The organism is Microcoleus sp. AS-A8 (genome assembly GCA_039962225.1).
Classification (GTDB): domain Bacteria; phylum Cyanobacteriota; class Cyanobacteriia; order Cyanobacteriales; family Coleofasciculaceae; genus Allocoleopsis.
On sequence record JAMPKV010000007.1, the window covers coordinates 128,916 to 147,187 of the forward strand.

13 protein-coding genes, 1 tRNA gene and 1 pseudogene are annotated in these 18,272 nt (G+C 45.5%); 7 read left to right on the forward strand and 8 right to left on the reverse strand.

The window, feature by feature from the left end; genetic code table 11:
* The first annotated feature begins 97 nt into the window (after positions 1–97).
* The 6 genes from NDI48_12820 (at position 98) to NDI48_12845 (ending at position 9,540) form a co-directional block, all read left to right on the forward strand.
* A complete protein-coding gene (locus NDI48_12820) occupies positions 98–2,338 on the forward strand; it encodes a PAS domain S-box protein (protein ID MEP0832086.1) in 2,241 nt (746 codons plus the stop codon).
* Between the two features lie 532 nt (positions 2,339–2,870).
* Positions 2,871–6,602: a GAF domain-containing protein gene (locus NDI48_12825; GenBank protein MEP0832087.1), complete on the forward strand. Its 3,732-nt coding sequence runs from the start codon at positions 2,871–2,873 to the stop codon at positions 6,600–6,602.
* An 83-nt stretch (positions 6,603–6,685) separates the two neighbouring features.
* Positions 6,686–6,767, forward strand: a tRNA-Leu gene (locus NDI48_12830).
* 132 nt (positions 6,768–6,899) lie between these two features.
* Positions 6,900–8,075, forward strand: coding sequence for a DUF3596 domain-containing protein (locus tag NDI48_12835; protein ID MEP0832088.1), 1,176 nt, complete (start codon positions 6,900–6,902; stop codon positions 8,073–8,075).
* Between the two features lie 222 nt (positions 8,076–8,297).
* Positions 8,298–8,498, forward strand: coding sequence for a hypothetical protein (locus NDI48_12840; protein MEP0832089.1), 201 nt, complete (start codon positions 8,298–8,300; stop codon positions 8,496–8,498).
* A 271-nt stretch (positions 8,499–8,769) separates the two neighbouring features.
* Positions 8,770–9,540, forward strand: coding sequence for a DUF4184 family protein (locus tag NDI48_12845; GenBank protein ID MEP0832090.1), 771 nt, complete (start codon positions 8,770–8,772; stop codon positions 9,538–9,540).
* A gap of 270 nt (positions 9,541–9,810) precedes the next feature.
* Here NDI48_12845 and NDI48_12850 read toward each other — a convergent pair whose 3' ends face one another.
* The 6 genes from NDI48_12850 to NDI48_12875 form a co-directional block, all read right to left on the reverse strand.
* Entirely contained in the window at positions 9,811–10,164 is a 354-nt protein-coding gene (locus NDI48_12850) for a phenylpyruvate tautomerase MIF-related protein (GenBank protein ID MEP0832091.1), read from the reverse strand.
* 61 nt (positions 10,165–10,225) lie between these two features.
* Positions 10,226–10,708 carry a flavin reductase family protein gene (locus tag NDI48_12855; GenBank protein MEP0832092.1) on the reverse strand — a complete coding sequence of 161 codons (483 nt, stop codon included), beginning with the start codon at positions 10,706–10,708 and terminating at the stop codon, positions 10,226–10,228.
* A gap of 159 nt (positions 10,709–10,867) precedes the next feature.
* Entirely contained in the window at positions 10,868–11,266 is a 399-nt protein-coding gene (locus NDI48_12860) for a zf-TFIIB domain-containing protein (GenBank protein MEP0832093.1), read from the reverse strand.
* 28 nt (positions 11,267–11,294) lie between these two features.
* Positions 11,295–12,182 (reverse strand): precorrin-4 C(11)-methyltransferase, encoded by an 888-nt coding sequence (gene cobM / locus NDI48_12865; protein ID MEP0832094.1) that lies wholly within the window; start codon positions 12,180–12,182, stop codon positions 11,295–11,297.
* 502 nt (positions 12,183–12,684) lie between these two features.
* Complete coding sequence (gene lgt / locus NDI48_12870) at positions 12,685–13,566, reverse strand: prolipoprotein diacylglyceryl transferase (protein ID MEP0832095.1); 882 nt, start codon at positions 13,564–13,566, stop codon at positions 12,685–12,687.
* Positions 13,567–13,730: 164 nt separating this feature from the next.
* Entirely contained in the window at positions 13,731–13,976 is a 246-nt protein-coding gene (locus NDI48_12875; protein MEP0832096.1) for a hypothetical protein, read from the reverse strand.
* Between the two features lie 215 nt (positions 13,977–14,191).
* On the opposite strand from NDI48_12875, the gene NDI48_12880 reads away from it, so the two are divergent.
* Positions 14,192–16,654 (forward strand): NACHT domain-containing NTPase, encoded by a 2,463-nt coding sequence (locus NDI48_12880; protein ID MEP0832097.1) that lies wholly within the window; start codon positions 14,192–14,194, stop codon positions 16,652–16,654.
* Positions 16,655–16,908: 254 nt separating this feature from the next.
* Here NDI48_12880 and tnpA read toward each other — a convergent pair.
* Together tnpA and NDI48_12890 are read right to left on the reverse strand one after the other, a co-directional pair.
* A pseudogene (tnpA, locus tag NDI48_12885) lies at positions 16,909–17,274 on the reverse strand (IS200/IS605 family transposase).
* A gap of 173 nt (positions 17,275–17,447) precedes the next feature.
* Positions 17,448–18,116 carry a Fe2+-dependent dioxygenase gene (locus NDI48_12890; protein MEP0832098.1) on the reverse strand — a complete coding sequence of 223 codons (669 nt, stop codon included), beginning with the start codon at positions 18,114–18,116 and terminating at the stop codon, positions 17,448–17,450.
* Positions 18,117–18,272 lie beyond the last annotated feature (156 nt).

The window sequence follows — 18,272 nt, forward strand, 5'->3', positions numbered from 1 at the left end:
GTAAAGATTCCGCCAAGGATAAGCCTGAAAACAAGCAGAACTGTCCAGTCCGCAGAAGTTCACCGTCAGGACAAAAGGATGAGGCGCAGATATCGCTATGACTTACGAAATTTTTGACCAACAACTCGCGCTATCCCTCCAGCGATTAGAGGCACTGTGGCGACAGGTGGACGAACTGCCAAAGCCATCGGCTCAGCTATGGCAGGATGCCGATGAAATTCCTGAAAAGCCGCAAGCACACCTAAGCCAGAGTTTGGAGGAACTCTCGCTTTCCCTGCAAGAGCTACAAGTGGCTGCCGAGCAACTCCGCCAACAAAATGAGGTGTTAGCCGAAAACTGCAACGCCACTGAGCAACAGCGTCAGCACTACCAAGAACTGTTTGAATTGGCCCCAAATGGCTACCTGGTAACGGATAAAGAATCTTCCCTGCTAGAAGTCAATCAGACGGCAGCACAGTTGCTCAATGTCCCCACAGAACGTTTGGTCGGTAAACCTTTAGTGGTGTTTGTGGCTCCTGAAGAACGTCGCGACTTCTACTCCCATCTGCGTCAGTTGCAAAAGGGCGAGTCGATTAAAAATTGGCAAGTTCAGCTTCAGCGTTGGCGTGGTGCGTCCTTTAGGGTGTCGTTTACTGTAGCACCGTTCAAGAATTCCCAAGGTGAGGTGGTGGGGTTGCGCTGGCAGATGCAAGACTTGACATCCCCCAAAAAGGAGTCTGCCCAAACCCAGAGCGATCGCCTGTTTCGTGCTATGTTTGAAAACTCGGCGGTTGGCATCGCACTCCTAGACAACCAGGGTCGCATACTCAAAAGCAACCGCACACTTCAGGAAACCCTGGGGTATAGCGCCCAAGAGTTGCAGTCTCGTTTCCCCACGTTGCTGAACTTGGATGAACCCGGTATGGAGTCAGCCATGTTTCAAGAATTGATGGCAGGACGGCGTTGCTCTTACCAGCTAGAAAAGTGCCTCTCGCATCACGATAGCTCGATGCAGTGGGGACGCTTGACCTTTTCTCTCGTGCGGGGAACTCAGTCTGAACCCACCTTGGCGACCTGTATCTTAGAAGATATTACAGCCCTGCGTCAGCTTAAAGCCGCACAGCAACATAGCATTGAGTATCAGGAAGCCATTAAACAGCAGCAAGCGACTAAGAAGTTAGAAATTAGTCTACAAGAGCAGAAAAATAGCTTAAACCAGTTGCTGGAAACTCCCAATCAACAACTGGCTCCCTTGCTGGAACAGTTAGGGAAAATCTTGAATGATATTCTTTCGAGTACGTCTGAATTCTTCTTTGTCTGCGATCGCACCGGCAAATACATCTATGTGAATCGAGCCGCGGCACAAGCTTTAGGTTGGACTCAAAGCGATTTTATCAGTAAAACCTGGCAACAGCTAGAGTTACCGGCGGAGGTGATGGAACGCTTGGATGCTCAACGCGCCACCGTATTTGCAACGGGACAAGCGATGGTAGATGAAGCCAGCTTTCCTACTGTAGACGGCATCCGGGATTATGAATATACCATGACGCCGATTAGTGACATCAACAATAAACCGGAGGCGGTTGTCGTCACGGTTAGAGATGTCACGGAGCAAAAACTTGCCGCCGTGGCGATGAGTGAAGCCTTAGCCAAAGAAGACGAATTGAGTACTCTCCAAGCTCACTTTTCTTACTTTGTCTCGGTCGTTGTGCGGGAACTGCGGAATCCACTCAACAATATTTTCGCTTGCACTAAGTTAATTGAAACGAACGCTCAGCCAGAAGCCGATGAAAAACTGCTCTACTATCTGCAACTGATTCAAGCGAATGTTAGACGCATCAATCAGCTCTTGCATAACCTGTTGTTGATTAAGAAGTTAGAAGCAAAAGAACTGAGCTTAAATCCGGCTTTGCTCAATCTAACCGAGTTCTGCCGTGAGTTGACCGAAGATGTACAGCACGGTGCAGGTTTCTTGCATCAACTTAGCTTCATCAGTGAATGTCATGGGGCCGATGTCTGTATGGACAAAAAACTACTGCGGCACCTGCTCACCAATTTACTGCTCAATGCGATTAAGTCTTCTCCAGAAGGCAGCAAAGTCAAGATGGAGCTGATTTGTCAAGAAGAACAGGTCGTTTTTCACATTCAAGATTCTGGCTCCGGCATATCTCCAGAAGACCAAGAATTACTGTTCAAGGCATTTCACCGAGGCAGTTCCCTTGGCAGCGTTGCTGCCAGCAGCTTGGGTTTATTTGTGGTTAAACAGTGCGTGGAATTGCAGGGAGGCGAGATTTTCGTAGCCAGTGAGGGGAGCGTTGGCACAACGTTTACGGTCACGCTGCCGTTGCCTCAACCTTAAGTTATTATGTATTGAATAATACATAAAATTTTCATGAGGCTCCTCTACAAGTCTATAGCTTGTACAAGGCTTCTCTAAAACCATGCATAGAGGAGTCTCTAGAAAAGTTGGGAGTACTTACTTACCGGGAATGATGAAGATAACAGCATCCACACATCCCCGTAAGTAAAGTTGCAATAAGATTGTGTAAATACTTCTTAAATAGACTTACATTTGTTGCCAAATATGGCAAGAATTATATATACACTTCTAACGAAAGAGGGTTCTTGTTAGGCCATCAAATTTTATCTTTCATCACCCCGGCAAGAATACAAAGCCGCTAGAGGATAGGTTTGAGCCTCCTTGGTTTTGTTATGCAGTAGATGAGTTTATAGAGTTTTATATTTTCTGAAAAAGACTATCGAGTTTTACCATAAGGGATTAGTTTTCAATAAACGAAATTTATCTTGATTGAATTTCAATAATTTTTCACTCTCTAAACTATCCCTTGATTGTGAGGAGAGTATTTTATTTTGTTGTCAAGAAAAATAAAATGCCAATTGAATTGGAGCCGGAAAAATCGATGCAGAGCTGCAACTCGGATTTCAATCACAGCTTAGCTCACATGACGGAATCAATTTTTAATAACACAGAGACAGAATGGACATTGAAAAAAGAACGAAAACCTATCTCTCCTAACTTAAATCAAGCCAATGCCTGGAGCAAACAGTCCGCTCAGCAAGACCAGTGGACACAGTTATTGGCTAAAATCACTCTAAAGATTCGCCAGTCTTTGCAGTTGGAGGACATTCTACAAACCACAGTTACGGAAGTGCGAGAGTTGCTGGAGGCGGATCGAGTTTTAATCTATCGGCTTTGGCCAGATGGAACCGGGAGCGGAGTGACAGAAGCGGTTTTGCCGGGTTGGCCAACGGTTCTGGGGCAAGTCTTTGAACCCGAAGTTTTTCCCCAAGAGTACCATCAGCTCTATGTCTCTGGACGGATTCGGGCGATTAAAAATGTAGAAAACGCTGATGTTTCTCCTTGCATGGTTGAATTTCTCCAACAATTTGGAGTGCAGTCCAAATTAGTTGTACCGATTGTCCTCCAAGAAGAACTTTGGGGTTTATTGGTCGCCCATCAGTGCGCTCATCCCAGGCAGTGGTCAACTGGTGAAATTGAAGTTTTGAAGCAACTCGCTGACCAAGTTAGTATTGCTCTATCCCAGGCTCAATATCAGGAACACCTGGAAGAATTAGTCGCACAGCGTACTGCTAAACTCACAACAACCTTAGAACGACTTCAGCAAGAAATCAATGAGCGAAAACAAGCTGAAGAACTTTTACATCTGCGTGAACAAGAGTTTAGAGCCTTGGTGGAACATTCACCGGACTTGATTGTGCGGTTTGATCCGCAATTACGCCATGTGTACGTCAATCCAGCCGTGGAACGCAGCACGGGGATACCGAGACAGACATTTATTGGCAAAACGCATCAAGAATTGGGTATGCCACAGGAGTTCGTGACGGGTTGGAATGAGGCATTGTTGGAGGTATTGGTAACTGGGCGGGAAGGGATGATTGAATTCGACTTTCCCACAGCCAGTGGTCTTAAATTTTATCAGGCTCGTATTGTTCCAGAGTTCGCCCAAGACGGGACGATCCGGTTTTTGCTCGGTGTAACTCGCGACATTACTCAATGTAAGCAGGCAGAAAAAGCGCTGCAACAACGCCTTCTCAAAGAGCAGGCGCTACATCAGCTTGTCCAATCCATCCGCAACTCTCTGGATTTAGAGACCATTTTTTTCACCGCCGTTGCAGAAATTGGCAAACTCTTGCCCGTAGATCGGGCGCTTGTAGTGCAATATTTGCCAGAACGCAAGCTGTGGTTGAATGTCGCCGATTATCGAGCCTCCTCCGATTTACCCGTCGCGTTAGGTTTAGAAACTCCGGATGAGGACAATCGGATTGCCGCTCGATTGAAACACTCAGAAGTAGTTTTGATTGATCACACAAATCAGTGTGAAGATGAAATTAACTACCACTTTTCTCAAACATTTCCCGGTGCTGGGTTATGGGTTCCGTTGCACTTTGGCTCCAAACTTTGGGGAAGTCTCAGCTTGTTTGTCGAAAATCGTGCTTACGCTTGGCAAGACTCAGAGGTGCAACTCGCCTTAGCCGTTGCCGAGCAACTGGCGATCGCCATTCAACAAGCGGAACTCTTAAATCAAAGTCGCATTGCCACTATCAAAGCCCAAGAGCAAGCGGAAGCGCTGAAACACGAAATGATGGAGCGCAAGCGCACGGAAGAAACCCTGCGAGCCATCTATAAAGTCAGCACAGCCCGAAAACTCAGCTTTGAGCAACGCCTGCAAGGATTGTTAGCCCTAGGACGCCGCCGATTTGGGCTGGAAATGGGGGCTTTAGGTCGGGTGAAAAACAATGTCTATGAAGTCATTGCTGCTCAAGTTGCGCCCAAATCTAGCTTTCCCATTGCCCAAGGCACAATGTGGAATCTAGAGCAGACGTATTGCAGCGTAACGTTGGGCACGAAAGAACCAATTGCGTTTGCATCGGCTGGAACTTCTTCCTGGCGTCATCTCCCTGCCTACAGATCGACGCGACTGGAAGCCTATCTTGGTATGTCAGTGGTGGTAGCGGGTCAAATATACGGCAGCTTAAGCTTTTTTAGTCTCCAGGCACGCCAACATCCTTTTACAGCCGGAGACAAGGCACTGTTGAAGCTGATGGCGCAGTGGGTGGGAGCCTTGTTGGAACACCAACAATCAGAAGAGGAACTTCGGCAATCAGAGGCTAGATTTCGAGAAATCGCCCAGAGGGAGGCTTTGCTGAACCAACTGGCGAGTCAGATTCGTCGTTCTCTCGACCTCAATACCATTTTAGAAACAGCGGTGCATGAAATTCGTAACTTGTTGCAGATTGACAGATGTTTTTTCTTGTGGTATAGAGCAGATGCTACTCAACCGGTTTGGGAGGTGGTGACCGAAGCGAGGAGTCCGGCTTTTCCGAGCGTTATTGGTCACTGTGTGCCTCTTGCCACTTTTGGCCCCTTGACCCGTCGGGTGTTTAACAAGGAAATCACTCGTGTGGATAATGCGAGGAGTTTAACAGATGCCGCCGAGCGCAAGTTTTTCTTCAGTTTGGGCTACACCGCGATGTTGGCACTGCCGATTCATACCACATCCGGCGAAATTGGAGTGGTTAGCTGTGGTCACTCAACGGGTTCAAGACCTTGGCGTGAGGAGGAAGTAGAACTGCTAGAGGCGGTAGCCGACCAAATTGCGATCGCCATTGACCAAGCCGAACTTTTGGAGCAAAGTCGCACAACCGCAGCGGCAGCTCAAGAGCAAGCAACCCAGCTTAAACAAGCGTTGCATGAACTCCAGCAAACCCAGGCTCAATTGGTGCAAAGCGAAAAAATGTCTTCTTTAGGGCAATTGGTGGCGGGGATCGCGCACGAAATTAACAATCCTGTTAATTTTATCTATGGCAATCTCACTTATGTGAGTGAATATGCCGAACAATTGCTCGATCTGATTCAACTTTATCAGCAATACTACCCCCGTCCTGCACCAGAGATTGGAACGGCGGTGGCGGAAATTGACCTCGATTTCATGAAAGAGGATTTCCCCAAAATCGTGTCATCCATGAAGGGCGGTGCTGATCGCATCCGTCAGATTGTCCTATCCTTGAGGAACTTCTCGCGGGTGGATGAGGCCGAGATGAAATGGGTGGACATTCACGAGGGGATTGATAATAGCTTGTTGATTCTCGCTCATCGCCTGAAAGCCCAACAACCCGAAGAACCAGATATCCAAGTCATTAAGGACTACAGGAATCTGCCCAAAGTGCAGTGCTATGCGGGGCAACTCAATCAGGTGTTTATGAATATCCTGACGAATGCGATAGACGCGATCGAATCTCGCAACGCTTGCGAGGCGATCGAAGGGGTTAACAAACAGGGTTCGTCTAACCTGTTCAAAAGCCATCCGGGATTGATTTGGATTTGCACAGAGGTTTTATCGGAGCGCAATGAGGTGATTATTCTGATTAGTGACAACGGGCCTGGGATGGCCCAGGAGGTACAGCGAAGGATTTTCGATCCCTTCTTTACAACCAAACCCGTCGGTTCCGGTACAGGTCTAGGGCTGTCGATTAGTTACCAGATTGTGGTGGAAAAACACGGGGGGCGATTGGAGTGTATTTCAGCACCGGGTCAGGGTACCGTGTTCTTAATTTCCCTTCCCATTCACCAATCTTCGTAGTGGAGGCTAGGCTGACTGGAATTCTTTTGCCTGAGTGTGTTCAATAATCTCAAGTTTTTGCTATGATTGCTAGTGCAAGTTAAGCGGATGTGGCGGAATTGGCAGACGCGCTAGATTTAGGTTCTAGTACCGCAAGGTGTGAAGGTTCAAGTCCTTTCATCCGCATTTAATATCTGGTAAGGGTTTCAGCTTATATGTTAGCTGGAATCCTTAACTTATTTTTGGCTATATCTTGTCTTTTTGGCTATCCACTAGCTATCATAATCTTGACGCGCTAGAGTTCTGATATCCAAGGCAATGAATACTACACAAACCAAAGCAGCTAAGGGAACAGTAGGGATTGAGAGCTTCAGAGGTAAATTACGTTTGCGCTTACCTCGTAGTATTGAAACTAACAACAGATATATCTCTACTGGCTTGCAGGATACTCCTGAGAATTTGAAGAAAGCTCAGAAGATAGCATGGCAGATTGAGGAGGATATCAGCAATGGAACGTTTGATTCTACCTTGGCTACCTATAAGCCTCAGTATCATTTAACAGTTGTACAAGCAATTAAAGCTCAACCAGCGCTATCCCTCTCGCAACTATGGGAACAGTACACCGAGTACAGAAAACCTCTGATTGCTGAAACAACGCTCAAGATTCAATATGCAGCAGTACGGAATCATATTGCCAAGCTACCGACAAAGACTCTAAGCGATGCTGTTCAGATTCGGGATTTTCTGGTAAGTAAGTTGTCCAATGATGCGGCAAGAAGAACTCTAACTCAAATTTCAGCTTGTTGCGACTGGGCAGTTGATTCTTGCTTAATCTCCAGTAATCCGTTTCATGGCATGGCACAAAAAATTAAGGTAGTAAAGGATGAAACAGATACTATCGATCCATTCACGGCTGAAGAACGAGATATTATCATCAAAGCTTTTGAGGAACATTCTCTCTATTCCTATTATGTTCCATTCGTCAAGTTCTTGTTTATGACTGGATGCCGTACTGGTGAAGCGGTAGGGTTGCAGTGGAAACATATTTCTACGGATTGTAGAACAATTACCTTCTCTGAATCAGTTAGTACTCAATTAAAAATCCGTAAAGACTGTAAAACACATCAAAGCCGTAAATTTCATTGTAATGCTACTTTGCAAGCTTTGCTACTCAGCATTAAGCCTAATAACTGTAATCCTGAAGCATTAGTTTTTCCAAGTAAGAAAGGTGGTATTATTCGTTCTGGTCATTTCCTTGATAGTGCATGGAAAGGACGTTCTGATAGAAATGATGGAATTGTTACACAGCTTGTAAAAGAAGGAAAAATAAGCCGCTATCGTACTCAATACAATACACGCCATACTTTTATTACGCAGTGTTTGGCAGCTGGAGTTAGTGTTGTGCAGGTAGCTAAATGGGCGGGGAATTCACCAGAAATAATAATGAAGCATTATGCTGGCATTACTACTCATGTGCAAGTACCTGAATTCTAATACAACCAGCTAATTAACCGTAATAGGATAGTAGAAAAATAAACTACTATCCTTGGATCAAAAATAGTAAATTTTAAATATGTTTATTCGATTAGATATTTAAGATCGAGTATTGCTATCAGGTTGTTAGATTAATCCTTTGAGAATCGTCTGTGAAGCATGAGAAACGCTATTAAGGTAGGATATGACCTGAAGATAGTTTTAGGTGGCTTCTAGGAGCAAATGAACGATAGCGATCGCAGCGATGACTGGAAGCAACAGGAAACCGTAATTGCTATAGAAGACGACCATCCGGGAGAGTGGCAGTACTTCACCTATCCTAACTGGGATGAAGCAATGGAAGCGGTCAAGGTAGCACGTAGGCAAAGTAAAGCAGCAGTCATCTACTCTGGAGCATCACCACCTGTACCACCTGAGTTTTAACAGTGCTTATCAAAGCTCAACTTCCTGCTTGGATATCCATCAATAGTTATATCATCCAAAACGTTTGCTCTATAAGGGTTGGTAGTCCTATCGCTTCAGGCACAAGTTCCTGCAAGACTACTTTGCCAAGATGGATTTGGAGTGAAAGGAGGCGATGGAGAACCTTAAACTTGCGATCGCACCTAGCAGGATAACCTCACCCAACAAGCTACAAAGAGTAAGATCTAGACCAGCATAATCACTAAAAGAGTTAGGTTGCTTTCGCTAAAATATGCCTTTTACCCTCGCGCATCCCATAGCTGCTGCTCCGATTTGGCTGTGCTCGAAAAGAAGACTAGATTTGCCAAGCCTCTTAGTTGGGTCGATGATTCCCGACATTGAATACTTCTTGACTTTACAACCCCATAGAACAATTGGACATACGCTTCTAGGAATATTAATTCAAGGGCTTCCTTGTTCGATAGTACTCTTATTAATTACTCGTTATGTTTTGATGCGTCCATTCTTGGCTCTTCTTCCCCGGCAATTAGCTCAACGATTTCCAACCATAAGGAGCTATTTTCCTTTACAAATCAAGCATCTTTTTAATGTTGTAGCGTCAGTTTTGATTGGGGCAGTTAGCCATTTGGTTTGGGATGATTTTACTCATGATGGTGGCTGGGTTGTCCCTCATTCAAAGCTGCTTCAATATCAGCTTGGGGCTATGCCAGTTTATCAATTACTTCAATATGGAAGTGGAGTTATTGGAGTTTTCGCTCTGTTGTTATGGCTATCAAGAAGGCTAAATCAAGAAGTGCCTTGTAACCGTGTTGAAACATTAGCTCCTCGCTGGAGAGGATTAACAATCATCTGCATTGCCCTATGCGCTGTCGTCTTTACTTGGGTCGCTGTAGAGATACATCATATTGCAGGTGAAACCTTCATAGAGACATTCGTCAGAGCAGTACTTGGTTCTATTTCTGGATTATTTCTAGGATTATTGCTGTACTCAGCCGTATTTTGGATGCTAAAGAGTTTCAAATCCAATTCCAGAGCAACTTAGCCTTTCGCTGACCCGACCGTGAGCGTTGTAAATCAATCATAGCGGTTCCTCCTTGATCAGAATATCGGTGGTGTTCCGCTTGGCATTACAATTGCTGAAGACCTCTTTCACAATGCTCTGAACCTGTCGTGCGTCGGCCCTCGGCCTTAAAACTCTTTGCCCAAAGAAGTCGGCTCTAAAACTGCTGAAAAACTGATATTTCAGCAGTTTAGTGAATATTACTGAGTACTCAGTTTAGGGCTGAGTCTTTCGCTCACATCCATTTAAAACTTAGCCAAACGTTGAGCCATTCCAACCCCACATCGCCCCTTTCGCATCGGCAAATTCGATATAGATTCGATTGATAGACACGCCGAGCTTTTCGCTAATCGTCTGGCAAAAATCCTGACTCATGGCTTTAGTTTGCGCGGGACTCATGGAGCCAATACTTTTCACTTCTATGTAACAGGTTGGCTCGATTGTACCCCCAAACGTCATCGCGACATTGGGTTCAAATGCCGTCATCACATAAGATTCCGGCTTACCCACATGCTGGGCTAATTTGCTAGAAAGAATCTTCAGCAACCCTTCAACGGCTGTTGATTCTGGAGCATCAGCAGAAGTTTGCACCTTAATCAGAGGCATAGGCTTGTGATCACCACTTGGTTAAAACGATTTCAGATTTTAAGGAGCAGTTATCGGCTATCTATCCACCGTAATTCCAGCCGGTGCTTTCCAGCAAAAGCGGCTCACCCTCGCGGTGGACACCTGCACCAATCACTTGAGCAACAAACACCGTATGGTCACCTTGTTCTACAGAGGCTACCACCTTACATTCAACGTAACCAAGGGAATCAGAAATAATGGGACAGCCCGTTTCAGCTCCCTCATAGAAATCCACATCTTCCAACTTATTGCCGACTCGCCTCTGCGGCTTGAAAAATTTCGCCGCCATGTCCTTTTGTCCACTCTCTAGGAAGCTGAGAGTAAACACCCCAGTGTTTTTCAGCATTTCATGAGAGCCACTATCTTTTTTAATGCAATTCACCACCAAGGGCGGCTCAAACGAGGACTGCATCACCCAGCTCACCGTGAAACCATTCATTTCCTCACCCTCTTTCACTCCGCAGATATGAAGACCGTGAGGAATCTTCCGCAGCATTGTCTTTTTCGCTTGTTCGTCTAGCAAGGATTACTCTCCCTAAGTGCTTACACATCGCATTAAGTGTACCAACAGGCAAGGGACAAGGGGTATCGGGTTGTAGCCAATCGGTAAAATGCTGAGCCTATGCCAATTTTGGCAGAAATCAGGTGCCCGTCAGGTGGACATCCTGCTCGCCCTGTCACTCTAATGACTACCTTGGCGAAACACTTGACTGATGTGTCCGAGAAAGCCCTTAGGCTTGAAATTGTCCTTAAACTGGGTAAATTCACCGGCATCTAACCAGACACCTTGGCACTTGGGGCATATTTCATACCAGATACAGTACTGGTCAATGTCCACCAGGCGAGTCATTTTCGTTCGGCAACGAGGGCATTGAATATCGCCCTTTAGATGATCGAGTTGGCTGCCAATTTCTTGGTCGCCAATATCCAAGCCTTCAGAACCTTGAATCGTTTTGAGCTTTTCCGCCTCAAGGGAATCAAACCAAATTCCTTTGCAACCGAGGCAACGGTCTATTTCGATTCCAGCCCAGACGACTGGCTCTAAGCGTCCTCTACATTTTGGGCAGATGGTTGAATTCATAAATTTTGAGATGGCACCTGTTTTTAGGTTATCGAACAGGGCGAGAGGGTCGAAACAAATGGGAGTGTTCGGGATGGTACAGACGGGAACGAGCTAATTCCTGCCCAGCGTCTACGCTTTCAGGGGTACTACGGCTGAATTCCGTCTGGGATGTCAATTCGTTTCTTGCTGTTCTCAACGCTGGACTAATCAGATAAAGGGTTGTCCGAATTAGATTTTCTACTTGCGTCAGTGCCGCCATCTGTTCTAGGGGAACCAGCCAGATTTTCTCATCCGGCCATCCGATGCGGAAGCAAACGGCGACAGGGGTATCGGCTGGGTAATGTTCTAGCAGTTTGGCTTGAGCGTCTTCGACATGACGGGCGCTGAGGTAGAGGCACAAACTGGCTTGATGAGCAGCTAAAGAAGCCAGTTCTTCTGACTCCGGGACAGCCGAAGCACGTCCACTGATGCGAGTGAGAATGATGGATTGTACCAGTCCCGGCACTGTTAACTCAACACCGAGTTTAGCGGCGGCGGCTTGGAAGGCGCTAATCCCTGGAATGAGTTCAAACGGGATGGAGGCTTCGGCAAGGGCTTGCATTTGCTCATGAATGGCGCTGTAGAGACTCAGGTCGCCCGAATGTAAACGAACGACTGATTTTTGCGATCGCACCCGTTCAATCATCAATGGCACAATCTCTTCTAGGGTTTTATTCCCCGTGCGAACCAGCTCAGCATCGGGACGGACACCCTGCAACATCTGCGGGGGTACGAGGGAATCCGCCAACACAATCACATCCGCTTGGGCGAGAATTTTCTGTGCTTTAACGGTCAATAACTCTGGGTCTCCTGGCCCTGCACCAATGATGTAAACGGCAGGTGCTAGAGGAAGAATGGCGTTTTCAGGTGGAGTGGAGTCAGTGGAGTGAGACATATATTGCAAAAGGCACCGGAGTTTTAGTGAGGAGGCAAAAGGCAGTTCGCGCAGCGTTCTCCGCAGGAGTAGGCAGAAGGCAGAAGGGAAACGATTAGCTGGTCAATGTTTGCAGATTGAAAGCTTGCACGACGATCAATCATCTTTTCATAGGCAAGGCTTCTATGCCTAGCCCACAAGCACAATCTCTCGTCCTGGGATGGGCGTCCCGCACATTCTGAAGAGAGTGCCAGAACCGAGTTAACCCAGAAAATTCGTAATTTACTCCAATTGTTCCGGATACACCCTCTCTACTTAGAAATAAAGGAATGGTAGATGCACCCTGGTTCAGCTCTAGAGTTTAACTCTAGGGCTTTTTTTTTGGGATTTAGTGGGATGGCTGAAGGGCGATAACTCGGTATCATTTTGTACCGACAGAGTATCGGTTAATATCTAGGACTGAAAGAATAGCTACAGCGATCGCACGTTAGCGACAGCTACTTCCTTGAGTAAAGCGTTTTACCTAAACATCAGAGCGAGTATCCCACTGCCGATTGTCAACGGAGACAACATCCGGCAGGGAACGACGCCTGAGATATAACCATGCTAGACCGAGCAGACCAAGAGTGATCTCTACTAAACTAATGATTTGAGCCATGCGTAGGGGGCCAATCATCAGGCTATCCGTCCGCAGTCCCTCAATCCAGAATCGACCGAGACTATAAGCCACCATGTAAACCAGAGCTAAAGTGCCGACCTTGAGATGGGGTTTGCGTTTTAAATCCCGAAAGAACAGCGTCATGAGTATGGCAAAAACCATCAAGTTCCAAAGGGATTCGTAGAGAAAAGTAGGATGGAAATAGTCATAATTAATGAACTCTAGGGGGCGCTGTTGGGGCGGAATATACAGCTTCCAGGGTAAATCGGTGGGACGCCCAAAGGCTTCGGAATTAAAGAAGTTACCCCAACGCCCGATCGCCTGACCCAAAATAAGAGAAGGGACGACTAGGTCGGCTAATAGCCAGACAGAGATTTTTTGGATACGGGCAAAAATAATCGCCGCTACAATACCGCCTAAAATGGCACCATGAATGGCAATTCCGCCCTTCCAAATCGCAAAAGCTTGGAGCGGGTTCTGGGCATATTGTTCCCATTCAAACAGGACGTAGTAGAGTCTGGCACAGGGAATTGCCGCAATCACCAGGCAGATTGCCAAGTCACCTACCAAGTTTGGGTCAACGTTACGGCGCTTTGCCAAGTATTGGGACAGAGTGACTCCGATTAATACGGCTGAGGCAATTAACAAACCGTACCAGCGAATGGCGATCGGTCCTAGTTGAACCAGAATGGGGCCTGGAGAAGCAAATTGAAACGCCAGAGTCAGAGGGGACATGGCTTGTAGCATTGAGTTTTCGGTAAGGGGCGATTGAAGCTTGCGGATGGAGTCAGAGACTCTGGATGAAGCTTCTGTTCAATTTTAGGTTGCCGAGTACTGCTGTGAGGTGGGATGCGATCGCGAAGCGCTGCTGCGCTAGCGAAGCGAGGCGTTAGCCTAGCGCAGATCGCGCTCTACTGTTCATTTTCCTCCTCATCTTCTGGTTGAAACAGGTCGCTTGCCTTGCTGCCGAGTAGTCCGAAGATGGCACCAATGCCCATATTCCAGGTCGTATTGCAGGTTTCAAAGACGCGATTTTGTTGGGGAGATAGGTTGTCTTTGGCAGCAAACCAGAAGGAGGCACCGCCAGAGAGGAGGGTGAAGCAGACGACGGTGAAGAAGATTTGTTGGAAGGCGGGAGGGAGATTCAAGTTTTTCATTGGTGTCCTTTCGATTAATCTATTACCTTGACACTTTCATGATGGAGGCAATTTCTCGAAAACCTGTCCACGTAATAGCTTTCCTATGCTTGTTCTATGACCAACGTTTGACCACGCAGCTAAGATGGATAAAAATACTTAGCCAAAGCATGGCGAAGAAAAGGTTACTTGTTAAAGCAACTAATCAAGGAATTAAGAGATCTGAGAAGGCTTTAGTGCGGCTAGGTCTTGGAACAAAGACGAATTTTGCAAACGCTAAACGTCTTTCTCGAACAACAGTAACCAAGTTTTTCAAATGCCAGCCAATTCAACTTGATTCCTTCCAGAGAATATGTGAAGAGCTGGCTTTACCCTGGAGCGAGATTATCGAGCTCTCGGAAAATGCCGAACTTGTACTCAGCACAGAAGAACAAAGCAGTAGTTCAATTCAAAGCAGCACTTCTGATATTGATGCGCTAGTGCGGGAAGTGCGGCAGAGGATACAGCCCTACATTCAGGAACGCTGCGGCACAATGCGGGTGCTGGACATGAGTCAGCCGATTGGTTTGGGTGACATTTACACAAACGTCAACATTCTGGAGAAAATCACGGGGCGCAGAGGACTGGAAGTGGCGGAACTGATACGGAATGCTGACCCAGAGAAGTTTGAGCGCTTTTGTTTGGGGGATGTGCGAGAGCGGCGAGTACCGGGACTGAAGGCGGTTGAGCAGTTCTCGAAGTTGATGATTCTGGGCAAACCGGGTGCGGGAAAGACTACCTTCCTGAAGCATCTGGCAATTCAGTGTATCGGAGGGACGTTTCAGAGCGATCGCGTTCCGGTGTTCATCACCCTGAAGGATTTTGCAGAAGCCGATGGTAAACCCAAGTTGTTGAAATACATCGATCAGTTTGCCATATCCCCCGTAGGGGCAGGTCTTGTGCCTGCCCGACACCAGGAAGCAGAGCACCCGCAAGAGGTACCTCTACAAAGGATTGTGGATGCAGGTAGAGCATTGATTTTGTTAGACGGATTGGATGAGGTCAGAGATGCCGATAGCAGTCGGGTGTTGCACCAAATTCGGGAATTTTCACAGCAGTTTATCCAGAATCAATTCCTCATCACCTGTCGCATCGCAGCACGAGAATACACCTTCGAGCAATTCACCGAGGTAGAAATTGCCGACTTTGACGACGAGCAAATTGCTGATTTTTCTGATAAATGGTTTCGCTGTAAAAACGACCCCATCAAAGCAGAACGCTTTTTGCAAAAGTTAAAGGAAGACGCACCGATCCGGGAACTGGCAACCAGTCCACTATTACTAACGCTATTGTGTTTGGTGTTTGAAGACTCCGGCAGATTTCCCACCAATCGCGCCGAACTTTATGAAAATGGCGTGAATGTGTTGCTGAAAAAATGGGACGTGAAGCGCGATATTGAGCGAGATCAGGTTTACAAGCGACTGTCGCTGAAGCGGAAGGAAGATTTACTCAGTCAGATTGCCCGCACTACGTTTGAAGCAGGAAATTACTTTTTCAAGCAACGGGAAGTAGAACGCTACATTAGCCAGTACATCCAAAATCTACCTGATGCTAGTACTGACCCAGAGGCACTGGAACTGGACAGCGTAGCAGTGTTGAAGTCGATTGAGGCGCAGCATGGATTGTTTGTGGAACGGGCACGAGGTATCTATTCCTTCTCGCACCTGACGTTTCACGAATATTTCACCGCACGTAAGATTGTAACGAGCTGCAATCCCTATGCTGTCGATGATGCCATGCTTCAAAAATTAGTCAACCACATTACTGAAAAACGCTGGCGAGAAGTTATTTTACTAGCAACTGGAATGTTGGATAGTGCGGATGCTTTACTTCAATTAATGAAAGCAAAGATTGATAGACTGATAGTAGAAGATAAAAAATTAAAAGAGTTTTTTGTTTGGATTAACCAAAAAACTATACCATTTTATAGTACTCAATTTGGGTATAAAATAGCAGCTATTCGCACCTTCTATCTAAGTTTAGTTAATTCGTTCCTTAATTTTGGAAAACAAAGTACTTATGTAGAGCGTCGGGGAAATAACTATGATATTAGACCTTATCAAGAAGATGATACTATAGGCTTTGATATTAGAGTGGATGTAGATTTTATTTATGTACTTGACGTTAGATTATGTAATGCTATATTCGTTATTCCAAACCCATATATACGTCAACTGAGATTGGACGAATTACTCTTTAGAGATCTTGAAGTCTTTCGAGACTATGAATTCTTTGGAGAACCTAAAATCTCAGAATATTATATCTCAACTTGTAATGAAGTTATAAAAAATTGCGATATTTTGAATGATGGCTGGAGTTTAGCTTTAAAAAAGAACCTTAAAATCATTAGAGGAAAATTCTTTTCTGCATACACTAATAAAGAAATTGAACAAATTCGATCAGCTAATGTTAGTCAAGAAGAATTTATTAATTGGGTTAATAAAATGAGAAAAGTGATGATTGAGTATCGCAATATTGGGCATGATTGGCAGTTCAGTGATGAACAAAAAGAACGGTTGCAGCAGTATTACGATGCTAATAAGCTGCTGGTGGATTGTTTGAATAGCGATTGTTACGTCAGTCGGGCAGTGCGGCAGGAGATTGAGGAGACATTATTGTTGCCGATCGCGGAAATTCAAAAACGGCAGCAGCGAGGATAAGCCCAGAAAAATTTTCGGCGTCATCGCTCAACTCAGAGCTTGCACCAGTTTCTATGATTACCCGCAACCCCGCCCTGAAATAAATTTCGGGCTAACAGCTAAAGTCAGCTAAAGCTGACTGAATAAAAATTTTAACCCGTTTTAACAGGTTTCAGCTTTAAGCCCGAACTTTAGTTCAGGGCTTATTTCAGAGTACCCGAAACGTATCCTCATCCCTCAATCCGTTCCAAACCAGAAATCACCGTTCCACCCAAATGATGTGCCTTCTGATTATTCACATACGCCTTAGCTTCAGCCAGTTGCTTACTCGCTAGCGTCAAAACCCCATATCCATGTTGCCAGCTAAATGCCACAGAAGAAGCCGATGGAATATGGTTCAAATGGTAAGCACTACTACCCTTAATCGTCTTGACAAAATCAGCGACAGACATCTTGGGAGGAATCGAAGCCACTAAATGAATATGATCTTCTATACCCCCAATCGCATGAACAATACAACCAATCGCATCTGCCTTACCGATAATGGAACCATAAAGTTCAGATGCGCGATCGCGGGTAATTAAAGGCTGACGTAATTCTGTTGCCCAAATTAAGTGATAGTCAGTGCGCCAGAAGGACATGAATTTAATCTTCGTAGCCTTGAAATCGAGCCTTGAAATAAATTTCAGGCTCAAAGCTAAAACCCGTTGAAACGGGTTAATGAGAGCGATTTTAACAGAATGATTGAAGAATACGCGATTACCCTTGAGAAGAAAGAATGAAAGACTCTCACATAAATAGATTATTGTAAGTTTCATTCAGCCCATTTCCGCAGCAAATTCGCATAGCTTTTTGAGATTAAATCAAACTCAATATTCTTACCCTCTTTAGCAAAGATTGACCGACGAACTGTATCCAAATCAAACAAAATTTCCCGTTCATTTGCATCACGAACTAAGCTTTGAACCCAGCCAACAGCCGCTAACCTCACACCTTCAGTTACAGTCTCTACCTGATGCAGCGTTGAGGAAGGGTAAACAATCATCGAACCCGCTTCCAGTTTGTAAGCGCGATCGCCATCGCTGTATTCAATAATTAACTCCCCGCCTTGATAGGTAGAGGGGGAACTGAGGAATAGAGTGAAAGACACATCCGATCGCAAAAACTCTTGATTGCCCATCAGAGCATTATCAACGTGTCTACCATACGACATGCCCGTTTCATAGCGGCTAAACAGCACCGAGTGTATAATTTTAGGCTGGATTGCACTTTGAAATAAGGCATTGCGCCGGAGAGCCGTCTCTACCAGTTCTCGTAGATCTTTGGCATAAGTTGCCTCACGCTGGAGCTGCATATTGTTTTTAACAAATTTGGCGTGCCAGCCTGCTGTCGTTTTGCCATCTACAAAATCAGCTTTCTCAAGGCTGCTAACTATAAATTGCAGTTCCTCTGGGGTAAGAACATTGTCAATAGAGAAAATCATGTCAGCTAAAAACTAGGATAATAAAGTCATTAATTTTATCATTTTCCGTCTTAAAAATAGAATTTTGGCTTATAATTCGGTATTCTTTTGCTTTTTAATGATTGATGTTGAAATGATGATGATTAGTTCAAATTTGTAAGAATTATCTTATAGTTA

Bases quoted from the DNA above. Each gene is read 5' to 3' on its own strand.
- NDI48_12820 (MEP0832086.1), top strand. From the start codon at position 98: ATGACTTACGAAATTTTTGACCAACAACTCGCGCTATCCCTCCAGCGA.
- NDI48_12825 (MEP0832087.1), top strand. From the start codon at position 2,871: ATGCCAATTGAATTGGAGCCGGAAAAATCGATGCAGAGCTGCAACTCG.
- NDI48_12835 (MEP0832088.1), top strand. From the start codon at position 6,900: ATGAATACTACACAAACCAAAGCAGCTAAGGGAACAGTAGGGATTGAG.
- NDI48_12840 (MEP0832089.1), top strand. From the start codon at position 8,298: ATGAACGATAGCGATCGCAGCGATGACTGGAAGCAACAGGAAACCGTA.
- NDI48_12845 (MEP0832090.1), top strand. From the start codon at position 8,770: ATGCCTTTTACCCTCGCGCATCCCATAGCTGCTGCTCCGATTTGGCTG.
- NDI48_12850 (MEP0832091.1), bottom strand. From the start codon at position 10,164: ATGCCTCTGATTAAGGTGCAAACTTCTGCTGATGCTCCAGAATCAACA.
- NDI48_12860 (MEP0832093.1), bottom strand. From the start codon at position 11,266: ATGAATTCAACCATCTGCCCAAAATGTAGAGGACGCTTAGAGCCAGTC.
- cobM (MEP0832094.1), bottom strand. From the start codon at position 12,182: ATGTCTCACTCCACTGACTCCACTCCACCTGAAAACGCCATTCTTCCT.
- lgt (MEP0832095.1), bottom strand. From the start codon at position 13,566: ATGCTACAAGCCATGTCCCCTCTGACTCTGGCGTTTCAATTTGCTTCT.
- NDI48_12875 (MEP0832096.1), bottom strand. From the start codon at position 13,976: ATGAAAAACTTGAATCTCCCTCCCGCCTTCCAACAAATCTTCTTCACC.
- NDI48_12890 (MEP0832098.1), bottom strand. From the start codon at position 18,116: ATGATTTTCTCTATTGACAATGTTCTTACCCCAGAGGAACTGCAATTT.